17 protein-coding genes are annotated in these 17,306 nt (G+C 61.7%); 7 read left to right on the top strand and 10 right to left on the bottom strand.

All coding sequences use genetic code 11. The annotated features are described in order from the left end of the window. Both mprF and BHQ40_RS20740 read left to right on the top strand, forming a co-directional pair. A partial coding sequence (gene mprF / locus BHQ40_RS20745) for a bifunctional lysylphosphatidylglycerol flippase/synthetase MprF (RefSeq protein ID WP_139139390.1) occupies positions 1-1,644 on the top strand: 1,644 nt, incomplete at its 5' end. A gap of 89 nt (positions 1,645-1,733) precedes the next feature. Beyond that, on the top strand, positions 1,734-3,200 hold the full coding sequence (locus BHQ40_RS20740; RefSeq protein ID WP_083277065.1) for an AcvB/VirJ family lysyl-phosphatidylglycerol hydrolase: 1,467 nt from the start codon (positions 1,734-1,736) through the stop codon (positions 3,198-3,200). A 96-nt stretch (positions 3,201-3,296) separates the two neighbouring features. Here BHQ40_RS20740 and BHQ40_RS20735 read toward each other — a convergent pair whose 3' ends face one another. Both BHQ40_RS20735 and BHQ40_RS20730 read right to left on the bottom strand, forming a co-directional pair. Next, positions 3,297-3,635, bottom strand: coding sequence for a cupin domain-containing protein (locus tag BHQ40_RS20735; RefSeq protein WP_070157711.1), 339 nt, complete (start codon positions 3,633-3,635; stop codon positions 3,297-3,299). A 66-nt stretch (positions 3,636-3,701) separates the two neighbouring features. Further along, positions 3,702-5,801 (bottom strand): malate synthase G, encoded by a 2,100-nt coding sequence (locus BHQ40_RS20730; RefSeq protein WP_070157710.1) that lies wholly within the window; start codon positions 5,799-5,801, stop codon positions 3,702-3,704. 100 nt (positions 5,802-5,901) lie between these two features. Here BHQ40_RS20730 and BHQ40_RS20725 point away from each other — a divergent pair, with 100 nt between their 5' ends. Next, positions 5,902-6,798, top strand: a complete 897-nt coding sequence (locus BHQ40_RS20725; protein ID WP_070157709.1) for a LysR family transcriptional regulator — start codon at positions 5,902-5,904, stop codon at positions 6,796-6,798. Between the two features lie 106 nt (positions 6,799-6,904). On the opposite strand, the gene fahA is transcribed toward BHQ40_RS20725, so the two are convergent. The 3 genes from fahA to hppD form a co-directional block, all read right to left on the bottom strand. Next, complete coding sequence (gene fahA, locus BHQ40_RS20720) at positions 6,905-8,206, bottom strand: fumarylacetoacetase (protein ID WP_070157708.1); 1,302 nt, start codon at positions 8,204-8,206, stop codon at positions 6,905-6,907. Next, complete coding sequence (gene hmgA, locus BHQ40_RS20715) at positions 8,203-9,495, bottom strand: homogentisate 1,2-dioxygenase (RefSeq protein ID WP_070157713.1); 1,293 nt, start codon at positions 9,493-9,495, stop codon at positions 8,203-8,205. The genes fahA and hmgA overlap by 4 nt, the downstream gene beginning before the upstream one ends. 90 nt (positions 9,496-9,585) lie before the next feature. Next, positions 9,586-10,638 carry a 4-hydroxyphenylpyruvate dioxygenase gene (gene hppD, locus BHQ40_RS20710; protein WP_070157707.1) on the bottom strand — a complete coding sequence of 351 codons (1,053 nt, stop codon included), beginning with the start codon at positions 10,636-10,638 and terminating at the stop codon, positions 9,586-9,588. 77 nt (positions 10,639-10,715) lie between these two features. Between hppD and BHQ40_RS20705 the strand changes: the two genes are divergently transcribed. Beyond that, on the top strand, positions 10,716-11,183 hold the full coding sequence (locus BHQ40_RS20705; protein WP_070157706.1) for a MarR family winged helix-turn-helix transcriptional regulator: 468 nt from the start codon (positions 10,716-10,718) through the stop codon (positions 11,181-11,183). A 14-nt stretch (positions 11,184-11,197) separates the two neighbouring features. Here the strand turns inward: BHQ40_RS20705 and BHQ40_RS20700 are convergent, their stop codons facing one another. The 3 genes from BHQ40_RS20700 to pgsA are packed head-to-tail and all read right to left on the bottom strand — an operon-like array spanning position 11,198 to position 12,471. After that, positions 11,198-11,644 carry a molybdenum cofactor biosynthesis protein MoaE gene (locus BHQ40_RS20700; protein WP_070157705.1) on the bottom strand — a complete coding sequence of 149 codons (447 nt, stop codon included), beginning with the start codon at positions 11,642-11,644 and terminating at the stop codon, positions 11,198-11,200. Next, entirely contained in the window at positions 11,641-11,901 is a 261-nt protein-coding gene (gene moaD / locus BHQ40_RS20695) for a molybdopterin converting factor subunit 1 (RefSeq protein ID WP_070157704.1), read from the bottom strand. The genes BHQ40_RS20700 and moaD overlap by 4 nt, the downstream gene beginning before the upstream one ends. Before the next feature lie 6 nt (positions 11,902-11,907). Further along, positions 11,908-12,471, bottom strand: coding sequence for a CDP-diacylglycerol--glycerol-3-phosphate 3-phosphatidyltransferase (gene pgsA / locus BHQ40_RS20690; protein WP_070157703.1), 564 nt, complete (start codon positions 12,469-12,471; stop codon positions 11,908-11,910). A gap of 174 nt (positions 12,472-12,645) precedes the next feature. Here pgsA and BHQ40_RS20685 point away from each other — a divergent pair, with 174 nt between their 5' ends. After that, entirely contained in the window at positions 12,646-13,941 is a 1,296-nt protein-coding gene (locus tag BHQ40_RS20685) for an MFS transporter (RefSeq protein ID WP_070157702.1), read from the top strand. A gap of 20 nt (positions 13,942-13,961) precedes the next feature. On the opposite strand, the gene BHQ40_RS20680 is transcribed toward BHQ40_RS20685, so the two are convergent. Continuing rightward, a complete protein-coding gene (locus BHQ40_RS20680; protein WP_070157701.1) occupies positions 13,962-14,147 on the bottom strand; it encodes a hypothetical protein in 186 nt (61 codons plus the stop codon). Between the two features lie 220 nt (positions 14,148-14,367). Between BHQ40_RS20680 and BHQ40_RS20675 the strand changes: the two genes are divergently transcribed. Next, positions 14,368-15,021: a PilZ domain-containing protein gene (locus BHQ40_RS20675; protein WP_070157700.1), complete on the top strand. Its 654-nt coding sequence runs from the start codon at positions 14,368-14,370 to the stop codon at positions 15,019-15,021. Between the two features lie 314 nt (positions 15,022-15,335). Here the strand turns inward: BHQ40_RS20675 and BHQ40_RS20670 are convergent, their stop codons facing one another. Beyond that, complete coding sequence (locus tag BHQ40_RS20670) at positions 15,336-15,638, bottom strand: hypothetical protein (RefSeq protein ID WP_070157712.1); 303 nt, start codon at positions 15,636-15,638, stop codon at positions 15,336-15,338. Between the two features lie 470 nt (positions 15,639-16,108). Here BHQ40_RS20670 and BHQ40_RS20665 point away from each other — a divergent pair, with 470 nt between their 5' ends. Beyond that, positions 16,109-16,693 (top strand): recombinase family protein, encoded by a 585-nt coding sequence (locus BHQ40_RS20665; RefSeq protein WP_070157699.1) that lies wholly within the window; start codon positions 16,109-16,111, stop codon positions 16,691-16,693. Positions 16,694-17,306 lie beyond the last annotated feature (613 nt).

Below are 17,306 nucleotides of genomic sequence, written 5' to 3'. Positions count from 1 at the left end.
CATATGATCGCATCGGGCCTTGCTCCAGTCATGGTGTCCGCGCTCGTCTTCATGGGCGGCGTCGTACTGCTCGTCTCCGGCGCGCTGCCCGCAGTGCCCGGCCGCATGCGCATCCTCTACGATATGCTGCCCCTGCCCTTTCTGGAGGCGTCGCACATGGCCGCCAGCCTTTCCGGCGCGGCGCTGCTGGTGCTCGCCGGGGGCCTTTACCGCCGCCTGGACGGTGCGTTCTGGATGACGCGCGCGCTGCTGCTGGCCGGGGCCGCCTTCTCGTTGCTCAAGGGCCTGGACTATGAAGAAGCCAGCGTCATGCTCGTCATCGCCGGTCTCCTGCAATGGACGCGCCCGGCCTTTTATCGCCGCACGATGCTGACCGCTGACGCCCTCTCTCCCGGCTGGCTGGCGACGGTCGCCATTGCATTGGGCCTTTCCGTCTGGATCGGCCTGTTTGCCTATCGCCATGTCGATTATCAAAGCGACCTCTGGTGGCATTTCGCTGAGGAAGGCGACGCCTCCCGCTTCCTGCGGTCCAGCTTTGCCGTGGCGGTGATGCTGGCCGCGACGAGTTTCTGGCGGCTGTTCCGTCCCGCGACGCCCGTGGGTGACGCGCATCCTGATGAAAGCCCCAGCCAGCCTGCGCTGAATCTCGCCACCCGCACCGATGCCAATCTGGCGCTGACCGGCGATAAGCGTTTCCTGACCTCCGCATCCGGCCGCGCCTTCCTGATGTATCAGCAGCGCGGGCATAGCTGGATCGTCATGGGCGACCCGGTTGGCGCGCGCGAGGAGTGGTCAGACCTACTGTGGCAACTGCGCGAACAGGCCGATGCCGCCCAGGGCCGGATGCTCCTCTACCAGATCAGCGCCGAAGCGCTGCCCATCGCCGTCGAACTGGGTTTCCAGATCGCCAAATATGGCGAGGAGGCGCGCGTCGATCTTTCCGCCTTCACGCTCGATGGTCCCGCCGCAAGGCCGCTGCGCTATGCCGAGCGCCGCGCCGAACGGGAGGGTGCGACGTTCGAGATGATTCCCGCCGCCGGCGTCCCGGCCGTCATGCGGGAACTCCAGGATATCTCGAACCGCTGGCTCGACGCAAAGGGTCACAAGGAAAAGGGGTTCAGCATCGGCCGTTTCGACCCCGCCTATATCGCCCAATGCGATTGCGCCGTTGTGCGGCATAAGGGCAGGATCGTCGCCTTCGCCAATCTCTGGAAAACCGCAAACCGGTCGGAGCTCTCGGTCGACCTGATGCGCCATGACGACGTCATGCCCTATGGCGCGATGGATTTCCTGTTCGTCCACATCATGGGCTGGGGCAAGGAGCAGGGTTATCGCTGGTTCAACCTGGGCATAGCGCCGCTTTCCGGGCTGGAGGCGCGCCGCCTTGCGCCACTATGGTCGAAACTCGGAGCCTTGCTCTACCGCCACGGGGAATCGCTCTACGGCTTTGAGGGGCTGCGCGCCTACAAGGACAAATTCTCGCCGGTCTGGGAGCCGCGCTTCGTCGCCGGGCCGCAGGGCCTGTCCCTCGGCCGCGCGCTGATCGATCTCCAGGCGCTGATCGCCAATGGCCCCACGCCGGGCCGCCGGGGCGGCCCCCTCCGTCTTGTCGCCAGTTCCGGGCGGAGGCTGGCGGCGGGCTGATCCGCGAGCATGACGGATTTGTCATCTCGCCGCCAAGCCGTGGAAGGGTGACAGCTTCCATACCCGCTTCAATAGTGAAGGAGGCATCTATGCGGGTTGGACGTTCCATACGGTTGGCATCGGCTTTTGCGCTGATCGGCCTGTGCGGCCCCGCCCCAGCGCAATCGCCCGGGCCTCCCGCTCCACAGGTGGAAAAGACATATCCCGGCGAGAGCAGCTATGTGATGAAACCCTTCGGGAAAGTCGCGGTCTACCGGCCGCAGGGTAATCCCGTGGGCGTTGCGCTGTTCCTGTCCGGTGACGGCGGCTGGCAACCGGACGTGACCGGCATGTCCCGCGCGCTGGCCGACCATGGCATATTGGTCGCCGGCGTCTCGACCCCCGCCCTCCTCAGGACGATGGAGGCGGCCAAGGGCAAATGCATCAACGCCAACTATCCGCTGGTCGATCTGGCGCGCGACATCCAGCACCGCATGGGCGTCAAATCCTATATGAAGCCGATCATCTTCGGCTATTCGGAAGGCGCGACGCTCGCCTATGGCAGTCTGGCCCAATGGCCGAACGGCGGTTATCGCGGTGTCGTGTCCATGGGGTTCAGCGCCGACATCCCCGGCGCCAAGCCCTATTGCGCCGCCCCAGGCTTCGCCGCAAAGCGCATCGCCAAGCCGGAGAAGGGCTGGCTGTTCGCACCCAGCAGCACGGTGAAAGTCCCCTGGATCGTGCTGCAGGGTCAGGACGATACGGTCGTGAACCCGGCCGAAGCGCGCGCTTTTGCCAATAAGGTGCCCTCGACAACCTTCGTGGATCTGCCCACGGTCGGCCATGGCTATCAGGTGCAGGCGAACTGGGTACCGCAACTCATGACCGCCATCGCGCCGATGCTTCAACCCACCTACGCCCTGCCGTCCGGTCCGCGCCCGCCGGTTGCGCTGCCGCCCGACCTCCCGCTTACCATCGTCCAGCCGAAGGGTGGCAGGCCATCCGACACCATGGCCGTCATCTATTCCGGCGATGGCGGCTGGGTAGGGATAGACCGCGACGTCGCAGGCGAAATCGCAAGGGCCGGCATTCCTGTTGTCGGCATGGACAGCCTTTCTTATTTCTGGAGCGCCCGCACGCCGCGCGGCGCGGGCGCGGACCTTGGCAAGATCGTCAACGCCTTCAGCCAGCGCTGGCACCGGCCGAAGGTCGTGCTGATCGGCTATAGCTTCGGCGCGGACGTCATGCCCTATATGGTGGCGAATATGGACCCGGCCGCCCGCGCGAAAGTCGCTGCGGTCAACCTGCTGGGCCTCAGCCCGTCCGCAGACTTTCAGTTCCGCCTTGGCTCATGGCTGGACATCCCTTCGGCGCAGGCGATGCCCACCATTCCCGCCGTCACCCGCCTGCGCGGCCTGCCGATCCGCTGCGTGCGCGGCATGGATGAGGATGACAGCGCCTGCCCTGCCATTCCCAGGGGCATCGCCAGCATTTTCACTGTCCCCGGCGGTCACCATTTCAACCGCAACGCACCACTACTGGCCCGGATTATCCTGAGCGGGCGGACGACGGCGTGAATGGCGCTCTATCGTGTTTTCTCCCGTTCGCCCTGAGCTTGTCGAAGGGTTGTCTTTCTTTTCAACGCTGGAAAGAGTGGCAGGGCTTCGACAAGCTCAGGGCGAACGGGTCTTAATGGAAGCATCAAAATGCACCGCCAGCCAGACGGTTGGCCCGTGCGCATCGGTCCACGTCACCCGGTGCCGCCGGTTCGCCGGGATCAGCACATGATCGCCGGGCCGCAGCGCAATCTCCCCCTCGCCCTCCATCCATAACTCCGCCCTGCCTTTCAGCAGCAGCACCCATTCGTCATGCGGCTGGTCATAGGGCGCGCCGACAGGCGTGGCCTGCCCATAGGACACGATCCGCTCGATCCGCACGCCAGGGCGTGTCAGCAGGTCCGCAAAATCCTCGCGGGACCTGTCCTCCGGCAGCGCTTCAAAAAGATTGGGCATGGCGATCCTCCGAACGCCATGCCCAATCCCATCCCTTGTCGTGGCCCGCAAGCCAAGCGATCATGATCAGGCCAGCGCCTTCACCTTCGCGCGATATTTGTGCAGCAGCGGCTCGGTATAGCCGTTGGGCTGTTCCACGCCCTCAAACACCAGCGCCTTCGCTGCCTGGAACGCCAGGCTGTCGGCTTCTCGCCCGGCCATCGGGCTGTAGAGCGGGTCGCCCGCATTCTGCCCGTCGACCTTGGACGCCATGCGCGCGAACGCGGCCTCCGCCTCCCCTTTCGAACAGACGCCATGCAGCAGCCAGTTCGCCATATGCTGGGAGGAGATGCGCAGCGTCGCGCGATCTTCCATCAGGCCAACGTCATGGATATCGGGCACCTTCGAGCAGCCGACGCCCTGATCGATCCAGCGGACGACATAGCCCAATATGCCCTGCGCATTATTGTCCAGTTCGTCGCGGATCTCCTGTTCCGACCAGTTCTGCCCGGCGGCCAACGGAATAGTCAGCAGCGCTTCGATCGGCGCGATCGCTTCGGCTTTCCGTTCCTCCTGCCGCGCGAATACATCGACGGTGTGATAATGGGTGGCGTGCAGCGTCGCGGCGGTCGGGCTGGGCACCCAGGCGGTGTTGGCGCCGGTCTTCGGGTGGCCGATCTTCTGGTCCAGCATGTCCGCCATGCGGTCAGGCGCGGCCCACATGCCCTTGCCGATCTGCGCCTTGCCGGACAGGCCGCAGGCAAGGCCGATCTGGACGTTGCGGTCCTCATAGGCCTTGATCCAATCGGACGTTTTCATGTCGCCCTTGCGCTGCATCGGCCCGGCCCGCATCGAGGTATGCATCTCGTCGCCGGTGCGGTCGAGGAAGCCGGTGTTGATGAAGATGATCCGCTCACGCACGGCATGGATGCAGGCGGCGAGGTTCGCCGACGTGCGCCGCTCCTCGTCCATTACCCCAACCTTCAACGTGTGGCGGGACAGGCCAAGCAGATCCTCGATCGCATCGAACAGGTCGTTGGTGAACGCCGCTTCTTCCGGCCCGTGCATCTTGGGCTTCACGATATAGATCGACCCCTCGCGGCTGTTCACGAATGCGCCGTTCCGCTTCAGGTCGTGCAGCGCAATCAGGCTGGTGATGATGCCATCGAGAATCCCTTCCGGCGCCTCGCCCCCATCGGCCAGCAGCAAAGCGGGCGTGGTCATCAGATGGCCGACATTGCGCACGAACAGCAGGCTGCGGCCCGGCAGAGTGAAAGCGCTGCCGTCCGGCGCGGTATAGGCGCGGTCGCCCTCCAGCGCGCGGGTCATGGTCTGGCCGCCCTTCTCGAAGCTGGCGGTCAGGTCGCCCTTCATCAGGCCCAGCCAGTTGGCATAGGCGGCGACCTTGTCCTCCGCGTCCACCGCCGCAACCGAATCTTCCAGATCGACGATGGTGGAAAGCGCCGACTCCAGGATGACGTCGGCCAGATTGGCGGGATCATCCTTGCCGATCGGATGGGCAGGATCGATCACCAGCTCGATATGGATGCCATTATTGCGCAGCAGGATATTGCTGCCAGACCGGCCGACAAGCTGGCCCGCATCCTTCAGGTCAGGCTCACCTCCGGTCCAGTCCGCCCAGCTCCCGCTCGCCAGCGGAACGGCCTTGTCCAGAAACGCTTTCGCCCAGGCAATGACCTTCGCCCCGCGCTCGGCGTCATATCCCTTGCCCGCGGCGCCCGGAATGGCGTCGGTGCCGTAGAGCGCATCATAGAGGCTGCCCCAGCGGGCATTGGCGGCGTTCAGCAGGAAGCGGGCGTTGAGGACCGGCACGACCAACTGTGGACCGGCCAGCCGCGCCAGTTCATCGTCGACATTCTGCGAGGTAATCGTGAAGGCGGCCGGTTCGGGAACCAGATAGCCGATCTCCTTCAGGAACGCCTGATAGGCGGCGGCGTCGATCGGCTGGCCCTTGCGCGCTTCATGCCAGGCGTCGATCTGCGCCTGGATCGTATCGCGCTTGGCCAGCAGAGCCGCATTGCGCGGCGCGAAGCGGGCGAAGATCGCCGCTGCGCCCGCCCAGAAATCCTCTGCCGCGATGCCAGTGCCCGGCAATGCCCGCTTCTCGACGAAATCGGCCAGTTCCGCCGCAACCTTCAGGCCGGATTTGTCCACGGTGATGCTCATGCAAAGGCTCCTGCTGCTTATGCTCGCACAGCTAGACCCACCCATCATCTTTCGGTAGACGATAAAAATTCATAACAGCTTTTCCTACGGAGAACAGATCATGATGGACCCGGACTATGACCTGTTTCTCGCCGTTGTGGAGGCGGGAAGCCTTTCGGCGGCGGGGCGATCCCGCCTGATGTCGCCCGCAATGGTCTCGAAACGGCTGAGCCGTCTGGAGCATAGGCTGCAGACCCGGTTGCTCCACCGCTCGACCCGCCGCATGGCGCTGACCCCGAAGGGAGAACAGCTCCATGCCGACCTTCTCGCCATTTCCGCCGCCATTGGAGAGGCGGAGGCCCGCGTCGCCGGCAATCCCGATCAGCCGGCAGGCCCCTTGCGCATCTCCGCGCCTACCTCTTTCGGGCGGATGCATCTCGCGCCGCATATCGCGCGATTCCTGGCGCTGAACCCGAAAATATCGCTGTCTCTGGATCTCGGCGACGCCTTCATTGACCTTTATTCCTCGCGCGTGGATGTGGCGATCCGCATCAGCGCCGCTGTCGATCCCGGCCTGACTGCCCACCGCCTCGCCACCAGCCGTCGCGTCCTGTGCGCCGCGCCCGCCTATCTTGCCGAGCATGGAGACCCGCATGGAATAGAATCCCTGGAGGACCACCGGTTGCTCGCCGCCAGCGGCCAACTTCCCTGGCAACTCACCGGCCCCGCCGGACCGGTCAGCCTTGAGGCGAACAGCATCGTCTCAACCAATTCGAGCGAAGTAGTGCGCGAACTCGCCATCTCCGGCGCAGGAATCGCCCTTCGCTCCCTCTGGGATGTCAGCGAGGAGCTGGCGTCGGGCCGCCTTGTCCAGGTGCTTCCCGATTATGAAGGATCATCGGACGTCGCGATTTTCGCGGTCCACCCGCCCATGCCTGCGCCAAGCCCAACCATCAGCGCGTTCGTCGCCTTCGCAAAATCGCTCTACGCCCCCTCTCCGCCGTGGGAATCCCGATAATCCCTATTCACCGTTAGGGCTGAGCTTGTCGAAACCCTGCTCTTTTCTTCAGTAGGGCAGCCCTTCAACTAGCTCAGGGCGAACGGCTTATTATGAAGCGCCATACTCATTTCGCGGGCAGGATGACCGCGCGGCATTCTCCCAATCCGATCGACGCAAAACCCTCCGCTTCGGCCCGGCCCTTCAGGATGATTTCATCGCCATCCTCCAGGAAAGCGCGCTCCTCGCCGGTTGGCAGCAGCACCTTGGTCTTGCCGCCTTCGGTCAGTTCCAGCAAGCTGCCATAACCCTCCCGTTCCGCCGCGGAGATCGTGCCAGTCCCCAGCAGATCGCCCGGCCGCAGGTCGCAGCCGTTGGACGCATGATGCGTCACGATCTGCTGAACGGTCCAATACATGTTTGACGCAGGGCCGTGCGACAGCCGGTGCGGCGGCATATTCGCCTCCCGCATCTTGGCGCTGGATATAAAAACCTCCAGCGTGAGCGACAGCGCACCCTCCGCCTGATCGGCCTCGTCCCACAAATAGGGCAAGGGCGCTGGATCGCCTTCCGGCCGCGCAGGCTGCGCCATGCGGAAAGGCGCCATCGCCTCGGCCGTCACCACCCAGGGCGATACGGTTGAATGGAAATTCTTCGCCAGGAACGGGCCAAGCGGCACATACTCCCAAGCCTGAAAATCACGCGCGGACCAGTCGTTCAACAGGCAGAAGCCCGCCACATGGCCTGCCGCCTCGCTGATGGGGATCGCCTCGCCCGGCGCATTGCCCTGGCCGATCCACACGCCCAGTTCCAGTTCATAGTCCAACCTGCCGGTCGGCCCCACCGTTGGCGCATCGGCATCGGGCGCCTTACGCTGTCCACGCGGCCTGACGACCGGAACGCCGGATGACCGCACGGACGACGCCCGGCCATGATAGCCGATCGGCACATATTTATAATTGGGCAGCAACGGATTGTCGGGCCGGAACAGCTTGCCGACATTGGTGGCGTGATGAATGCCGACATAGAAATCGGTATAATCGCCGATCGCCGCAGGCAGGTGAAGGGCGCAATCGGCGGCCGCGAACAGGCACGGTTCGACGCTTTCCCTGTGCTTCCCATCACTGAGCATCCGGCCCAGGCTCCGCCGCAGCGCCAGCCGGTCGGCTGAAGGCAATGCGAAAAGGGCATTCAGCGTCCCTCCTCGCACGGCATCCCGCACAGCCTCCGGCAGCAAGCCCCGTTCAGCGCACTGCGCCAGATCCAGGATATGATCGCCGATCGCCACGCCTGCGCGCGGCGCTCCAGCCTTTGGCGCAAAAATTCCCAGCGGAAGGTTTTGAACGGGGAAATCCGCATGCCGGTCCGCGCCGCTGACCCAGCTCGTCAGGGCCGGATCATGTGTATCGTCAATCTTCGGGAATTTCATATCGCGCCGCTTCCGCCGCCCGGCACTTGCGCCTTTCGAAACCCGCTCCAGCACGCATCATAGTCCTGCTGGCGCAGCGACGTCTCCATTGCGAACCGGCTCGGACGGAACGGAAAGCGGCTTTCGAACATGAAGGCGATCCCATTATCGATCTTGTGCGGCTTCATTTCCGCCTCCACCGCCCGTTCATAGGTCGCTTGGTCCGGCCCATGTCCGGCCATGCAATTGTGCAGCGACGCGCCGCCCGGCACAAAGCCTTCCGCCTTCGCATCATAGGCGCCGCCGATCAGGCCCATAAATTCGCTCATCACATTGCGGTGGAACCAGGGCGGCCGGAATGTGTCCTCTGCCACCATCCAACGCGGGGGGAAGATGACGAAATCGCAATTCGCCGTGCCGGGCGTCTCGGTGGGCGAAGTAAGCACGGTGAAGATCGAGGGATCGGGATGATCGAATGACACTGTGTTGATGGTATTGAACCGCCGCAAGTCATATCGGCACGGCGCCAGATTGCCGTGCCACGCCACAACGTCAAAAGGCGAATGGGAAAGCGAGGCTGTCCATAGCCCACCGCAAAATTTGTGGACCAGTTCATATGGGGCGTCGATATCCTCGAACCATGCCTGCGGCGTCTCGAAATCGCGGGGGTTGGCCAGGCCATTCGCACCGATTGGACCAAGATCAGGCAACCGGAACAAGGCCCCATAATTCTCGCAGATATAGCCCCGTGCCGCGCCATCGGGCAGTTCGACCCGGAAGCGCAGGCCGCGCGGAATAAGGGCCACCTGCTCTGGCGCGACAGTCATCACGCCCATTTCCGTGACCAACCGCAATCGTCCCTGCTGCGGCACGACCAGCATCTCGCCATCGGCGTTGCTGAAGGCGCGCGTCATTGACTGGTTGGCGGTGAAGATATGGATGCCCGTTCCCACGGCCATGGAGGGATCGCCATTGCCGCACAGGGTGACAAGGCCGTCGATAAAATCCGTTGGCCCGGCCGGAATCTCCATCGGGTCCCAACGCAAGCGGTTCGGTGTGGGCGGAGCCTCGTCAAATGGACCGGACCGGAGCAGCGATTCCCGCACATAAGGCATGAAGGCCGGATGGTTGGCCGCCGGACGGAGCCTGTAGAACCAGCTCCTCCGATTTTCGGTGCGCGGCGCAGTAAACGCCGTACCGGAAAACTGCTCCGCATACAGACCATAAGGCGCATGCTGCGGCGAGTTGCGGCCCTGCGGCAATGCGCCATGCACAGCTTCCGTCGCGAAATGATTGCCGAACCCGGTCATCATTCCGCTGTCGCCATCTCCGCGCACAGCGGCGTCAAGCAATCCGGCAGGGACATGCGCCGTCATATTTCTCTCCTGCCGCCCGCTTGCTCAGGCATCGACCGTCACAACGCCGCGCCGGATCTGGTCCAATTCTATGGATTCGTAGAGTACCTGGAAATTGCCGTTCCCGAAACCCTCATTGCCCTTGCGCTGGATGATCTCGAAGAAGATCGGGCCGAACATAGTCTCGGTGAATATCTGCAGCAGCAGCCCCTCATCATGGACATCGCCATCGATCAGGATGCGGTTTTTGCGCAATCGCGCCAGATCCTCGCCATGCCCCGGCACCCGCTCGTCGACCAGATCATAATAGGTGTCGATCGTATCCTGCAGCCGCACGCCATTGGCGCGTAGCTTCTCCACCGTGGAATAGATATCCGGCGTCGTCAGGGCGAGATGCTGGATACCCTCGCCATTATATTCGCGGATAAACTCCTCGATCTGGCTGTTATCATCCTGGCTTTCATTCAGAGGGATGCGGATTTCATGATCCGGGGCGATCATCGCCTGGCTGAACAGACCGGTCGCCTGCCCTTTGATGTCGAAGAACTTCTGTTCCTCGAAACCGAACAGCGTCGCGTAGAATTCGGACCATACGCGCATCTGCCCCCGGCGGACATTATGGGTCAGGTGGTCGAGCAGGTCGAGGCCGACGCCCCGCTCCGCCGACGCCTCTCGCCAACCGGGCACCTCATCCCAGTCCGCAAAGGGGTCGCTGTCCACCAGATAGAGCAGCGAGTCGCCTATGCCCTCAATGGCATAAGTCCCCGGCAGAGCGCTCTGCGCGGTATCAGCGTCTGTCGCCCCACTTTGAATGGCGTGCCGGTGCGCTGCTTTCGCGTCGGCGACGTTAAACGCCATGCCGTTGGCGGATGGGCCATGGGCGGCGCGAAACGCGCTGGCCTGTTCGCCCTCCCCGGCATTCAGAATGAACGCGATGCGCCCCTGCCGGTAAAGCGTCAGCCCCCTGTCCTTCCGGCGCGCCGCCGGAACAAATCCAAGCTGCTCGAACTGCCGCGCCATCGCGGCCGGATCGGGTGAGGTAAATTCAGCAAACGCAAAGCCATGCAGGCCCAACGGATTTTCGGAATCGGCGGCCATCGGCCCAGCTCCTATATAGTATCTATTGATACTATTATGGCGATTGGCCTAACTGGTGTCAAATGCTACCAGTTGGCATGCTCGCGAAAAAACTGCGCCTTGACGATTTCATTCCCTACCGGCTGTCATTCACCTCTAACCTTGTCAGTGACAGCATCGCTTCAGCCTATCAGGCGCTGTTCGCAATCAGCATTCCCGAATGGCGGGTTATCGCGCTGGTCGCCGAAAAGGATGCCGGCATCACGCAGCAGGAAATCTGCGCCAATTCCCGCATGGACAAGGTCACGGTCAGCCGGGCCGCGATCACGCTGGTCGAGCGCGGCTTGCTGGACCGCATCCCCAATCCCGCGGACAAAAGATCGCACCTGCTCGTCCTGTCGACGGACGGTCAGCAGCTTTATGCCGCCATCGCGCCCAAGGCTCTGGAGCTGGAAGAACGGATTTTCGCTGAATTTGATGAGGCGGAGATTGCCAGCTTCACAACGATGCTGCGCCGGATCGACCGGATCGCACTTGATCTCGCTCAGGGGTCGGACCGGAAATAGGGGGTTATTGCCCGTCACTCCTCCCACTGCGCCGCCTTCGCATCATCTTCGGCCCGTGGCTCAACCCATGCTGACCGGCCATCGGCGAAGCTTTCCTTCTTCCAGAAGGGCGCATTGGTCTTGAGCCAGTCAATCAGGTAGGCGCAACTTTCCAGAGCCGCCGTCCGGTGGCGGGAGGCTGTCCCGACAAATACGATCCGCTCACCCGGCTTCAGCGCCCCCACCCGATGCACGATCCGTATCCCCAGCAACGGCCAGCGCTCCATCGCCTTCGCCGCGACACGATCCACCTGCGCCTGGGTCATCGCCGGATAATGGTCCAGCCGCAACGTGACCAGCCCATCATCCCCCCGCACGATACCGGTGAAGGTCGCCACGCCGCCGCCGCCGAGCGCCTCCAGCGCGGCAATTTCGGCGGCCGGGTCGAAATCCACCTCGCCTATCCGGCAGGATATGGTCATCCGCCCGTAACCGGAGGAAACAGCGCCAGTTCTTTCGCGCCCTCCAATTTCGTGTTCAGCGGCACGAATCGCTGGTCGATCGCGGCGCGCAGCTTGTCCGGCTTGCCCAGCGCCTCGCCATAGCCGCCACCCCGCGCCGCAAGGATTGTCACCAGGTCAGCAACCGTCGCCGCCCCGCCCGGATGGTCGATCCGTTCGCCGTCCTTGCCGATGCTCTCACGCACCCATGCGAAATACAGAATGTCGAGGCCGGCCACGCCGGATCAATCCATATGGCGGACGCCGGCCCGCAAATAGTCCCAGCCAGTGATCAGCGTCAGGATCGCCGCCGCCCACAGGGTGAAGATGCCGGTCATGTGCACGAACGGGAATTGCGGCACTGCCCCCGCCAGGATCAAAGCGCCCAGGCAGATGAGCTGGAATGTCGTTTTCCATTTCGCCAGCGCCGACACGGGAATCGACACCTGCAATCCGGCCAGAAACTCGCGCAGGCCGGACACGGCGATTTCCCGGAGCAGGATAATCAGCGCCGCGATCAGATGTACGCCGGTAATTGACGCTGCCTCATGCCGGGTGCCGACAAGCATCAGGATGACGGCCGCGACCATGATCTTGTCGGCGATAGGATCAAGGAACACGCCCAGTTTCGACACCGTGCCCTGCGCGCGCGCCAGATAACCATCGAAATAGTCGGTGATGCCCATCAGGCAGTAGAGCGCGAACGCCATGCCATAACCGGCCGTCCAGTGCGGCCACCACAGCAACCACACAAGCAAAGGCACGGCCAGGATTCGCGAAAGCGTCAGCAGGTTGGGCAGCGTCAGCATCGCCCACCGCCTGCCACAGCGCGAAAGCCGAAACAAGGAGGCGACGACGCCCGACAATAAAAGCGTCACGATCCGGGACTATCGGCGTCGGCAACAAAGGGCATTGGACAGGCCGACCGTCTGCCGCTAGACCCTGCGCCCAACGCCCGGAAACAGCGAGAAGACTTTTCCCATATGCAGGCCTCTCTCAGGCTTTTGTCCAAGCGTCGTTTCCTGCCGATTTTCGTCACTCAGCTCCTCGGCGCCTTCAACGACAATCTGTTCAAGAACGCGATGGTTCTGTTCGTGGTCTATGCCGTCTATAATGATGAGCGGGCCGAAACCTGGTTCAGCGCCATTGCGACGGGGTTGTTCATTCTCCCCTTCTTCCTGCTCTCCGCCCTGTCAGGCCAATTGGCCGACCAGCGGGATAAGGCGGGCATTATCCGCATCGTGAAACTGGCGGAAATCTTCATCATGGCGGTCGGCGCCACCGGCCTCTGGCTCGCCTGGGCGGACATCGCCGTCCATGTGCTGGCGATTCCCCTGATGCTGGCCGCGCTGTTCGCGATGGGCATCCATTCGACCTTCTTCGGGCCGATCAAATACGCGATCCTTCCGCAGCATCTTCAGCCGCCCGAAGTTCTGGGCGGCACCGGATTGGTGGAGGCCGGCACCTATATCGCGATCCTCGCCGGAACGATCCTCGCGGGTGTGATCTCGGTCAAGGTCGCGGCGATCGGCGTCGTGGTGATCGCCATTATCGGCTATGTGGCGGGCCGTCAGGTTCCCGCTGCGCCGCCGATGGGCGCGCCCATGAAGCTCGACTTCCATTTCATTCGCGCGTCGATCACGCTGGTCCGCAACACCATGCATATTCGCCGGCTCTATCTGGCGATTGTCGCGATCAGCTTCTTCTGGACGATCGGGGCGGTGCTGTTCATCCAGTTTCCGCCGTTGGTGAAGAATGTGCTGACGGCCAATAAATCCGTCGCCAGCCTTTTCCTCGCCATCTTTTCCATCGGCATCGCCATTGGTTCGATCGCGATCAACCGGCTGCTTGGCGGCAAGGTTTCGGCGAAGTTCGCGCCCGCTTCGGTCATTGGCATGGGCATCTGCGTGTTCGCCTTCCATCTTGTCTGCCGTGGGTGGGAGGCAGCGCCGGAGGGGCAATATCTCTCCTTCTGGGATTTCCTCTACCATCCCGATGCCATCGCGATGACGGGCAGCCTGCTGGGTGTGGCGACATTTGGCGGCATGTTTGTGGTGCCGCTCTACGCCTTCCTGACGACAACGGTCGAAAAACATGAGGCCGCGCGGACCGTCGCCGCGAACAATATCGTCAATTCCGGCGCGATGGTGGTGGGATCAGTGATCGCGATTACCCTGACCGCAATCGGCGTTGCGATTACCGATCAACTGGTTCTTGTGTCGCTGCTGTGCCTGCCTTCGGCCTGGCTTGCCTGGAAACTCCACTGCGCTTGCGACTGAACGGCTGAGAAGTCGCCGCTTCAGGCGATAAAGCTGTAGATTACCGTGAAAAAGGCGGCAAAGCTCAACAGGAACAGCTTGAAGTCCTGATCATCGTCCCGCTTCGTCCTGGACGGCTTCGGCACGGAAAGGACATGGGGCGGCAGGGTCTGCCGGAAGGGGTGGCGGGCCGACTCGCTGGTCAGGACAAGTGCGCGTCTTTTCATATCGACCGGTTAACGCGCCGTTTACTTTTTCGGCCATCGGCATTGATGGTTAAGCCGGGGGCGTCCCCGTATGGCACATCGGCAAACGGGGTTAACGCCCGGAAAACCGCGATCATTCTCTGATCGTAAGCATTTTTCCTGTTTCATGGCAGAGCGGTGGGGTCCGGCTCTTGCACTTGCGAGGGGCAAGTCCGGCAACGAACTCGCGCGGAGAGCAAAAATGGAGCAAGTCGGAGCGGCAACGCCGTCCGTCGTCTCCCGGATTGAGCGCCAACCGAACACGGTGGAGCGGAGGTCCGACAAGAGGCATCTGACGGTACTGCGCGTAGGCAAGATCATGTCCGGCGGGCATGAAGAACTGTGCATGATCCGCAACATTTCCAGCGGCGGCCTCATGGCGCATATCTATTGTAGCCATGAAACCGGCGAGAGCGTGTCGATCGAAATCAAAAATGGTCATGTGATGACGGGCCGAATCGTGTGGGCCGAAGGGTTCATGGTCGGTGTCGAATTTGACGAGCGGATCGACGTCCTCAACTTCCTCGCCAATGAGCAGACCGATCTGCTGTTCGGCAAGGTGCCCCGCGCGCCCCGTCTGCGGGCAAATATGGCGGTCGTGGTGCGCCGCGGCGCCCATTATGTGCATGCCGAGATCGAGGATATTTCCCAGGGCGGCGCCAAAGTGTCCGAAGGCGACGCCTTCGACGCCGACGATGATGTGGTGCTGATGATCCATGGCCTGCCGCCCCGTCACGGCACCGTGCGCTGGCGGAAAAACGGCCAGGCGGGAATTAGTTTCAACGAACCAATCCCGTTCGAGGCCCTTGCCGAGTGGATCGCCCGCCAGGGCCATCGCGACGGCGCTTCGAACTAACGGCCGCATAAACGCAAAAACCTCCGGCGGATCGTCCGCTAGAGTTTTTTGCGTTTCGGGCTGCAAAGATCAGGGCGGATCGCACTCGCCCTTCAAATGATGCTGCCAGATGATTCTGGAGGGATGGTTGGTGGAGCCTAGCGGGATCGTTGAGAGATCACCTAAGCCTTAGAAAACAAAGACTTTTATTTCGCAGCCTGTTCCCGATGTAATACTTGAATGTCATAGGATTGCAAATGCAATTATCATGCACCGAGACAAGGTAGCCGACCCCGACGCACTATGGGAACGTGGGATCGGCCCTCCCTTGGGAGTTAGTCGTCCTTCACGCCCACGACAGGAACGTCGATTTTCTTTTCTTCGGTCTCAACCTTCGGAACATCAACGGTCGTTTCCTTGGTTCCAACCACCACTTCCTTAGATTTCACATCCACGTCAGGCATGTCACCGCCCTTGACGCTAACTTCTGGCAGAGCGCCTTCTTTGACATCTGCGCTCCAAAAGCCGGTGGCAAATAGCAAGCCGACAACAGCGGCTATGACTACTGCGACGATTAGCAACGTCTTTCCCGCGCCGGACTTGCGTTCGCCATACACATCGTTCCTGACTTCTACCATGACAAGCTCCTCCTTGTTGGGCAACTGTAACGAAATGTGAATGCCCTTTGTTCCTGCGCTAACTTTCTCGCCTCAAACAAAAAGACCCCACCAGCGGAAACTGATGAGGTCTTATGTTCCGGCCATTTAGCGTGGGGTCATACGGGGGTGGCCGGAGCCAGCATAACCTACCGGCCTTTGCAAAGTTCCATAGGCCCCACGACCTATTTTTGACAGCGATACGCGAGGGGGCATCTCAAAGTAATTCTGTGCCGGTTTCCCCCGTGGCCCATTGGCTTCCGGCTCCGGAAATTTCGTGATGCGCACAAGAGAATTTTTCAGCCGCCTGCCTTTCCTGCGCTGGAAAACAGCCTGTATCGAATACGACCGGATTTGATACACCCCGCCAGCCTGTATCAGAAAATAGCTTGACAGGCATTGCGATACATCCGATGTATTGATGCACGTATTCGATACAGGAAGGCAGCAAGATGGCACGGACATTCGCATATTGCAGGGTCAGCACGGCGGACCAGACAACGGACAATCAGGTCAGGGAGATTGAGGGCGCAGGCTTCACGGTCGATCCCAAGCGCGTTATCACTGAGACGGTATCAGGATCATTGCCAGCGATGGAGCGCAAGGGCTTTGCCAAGCTACTGGACAGGCTGGAAGCGGGAGACGTGCTGATCGTTACCAAGCTGGACAGGCTGGGGCGCAACGCAATGGATGTGCGCGCCACAGTTGAGATGTTGGCAGCGGAAGGTGTGAAGGTGCATTGCCTTGCCTTGGGTGGCACTGACCTAACCAGCGCAGCGGGCAAGATGACGATGGGCGTTATCGCTGCTGTTGCTGAATTTGAGCGGGATTTGCTCATTGAGCGGACGCAGGCAGGGCTTAGCCGAGCGAAGGCGGAGGGCAAGACGCTGGGACGCCCCATAACATTAAGCGAGGCGCAGCAGGCCGAGATAGTCGCAAAGCGGCGCGAGGGTATGAGCTTAGGCGCATTGGCCAAGGCTTACGGAACCAATAGGTCGGCAATCCAGCGCGTCGAGAAGCGATTTGCAGTAGTTTGATAATACAGGAAATGGGAAGACGTAGATCAGTTCTGCGTTGGATAGCACTCATCGCGCCGTCAATCTGGGAAGGAAGTATCTGGAAATGCGCCTTCCCCACTCTGCGAGGCGAAGTCAGCGGGAATTAGCTTTGCATTGCCAGTTTATACTAGTCAGGATGCCCGTACAGCGGTCTAAGGGGTTCTAGGGTACTCTGGCCTATCTCGACCCTCATTTGCCCTTGTACGGCGATCTAGGGTATTGGCACACATATTGCAAACAAAGGATACATGCACAAGCGCGGGCGGTATCTGTATCATATTTGCTGGAATTGCTGGCTTGATTGCTGGCCTATGCATTTCGATACCCTCACACATATCTGCATCTATTTGCCGGGGAATGATCCGGGGAAAGCCAGCCCTTGATAGAGCGGGCCGATAGACAGCCGGTTAGATGGCGGGATTGATAGGAGCTACTATCGATAGCATGGGCGACGGAATGCCCGATCCTAGCAGATGATTGGCACTCTACAGCCTGCATATCCGTAGGAAACGCGGGATAGACTGACCCAAGCAACGCAATGGAAGTATCCCACTGCTGTGGAATGCGGAGGCGATGCAGACAGTAACCATCA

The organism is Sphingobium phenoxybenzoativorans (genome assembly GCF_001757355.1).
Lineage (GTDB): Bacteria > Pseudomonadota > Alphaproteobacteria > Sphingomonadales > Sphingomonadaceae > Sphingobium > Sphingobium phenoxybenzoativorans.
This window is presented reverse-complemented; position numbering and strand designations above follow the sequence as displayed.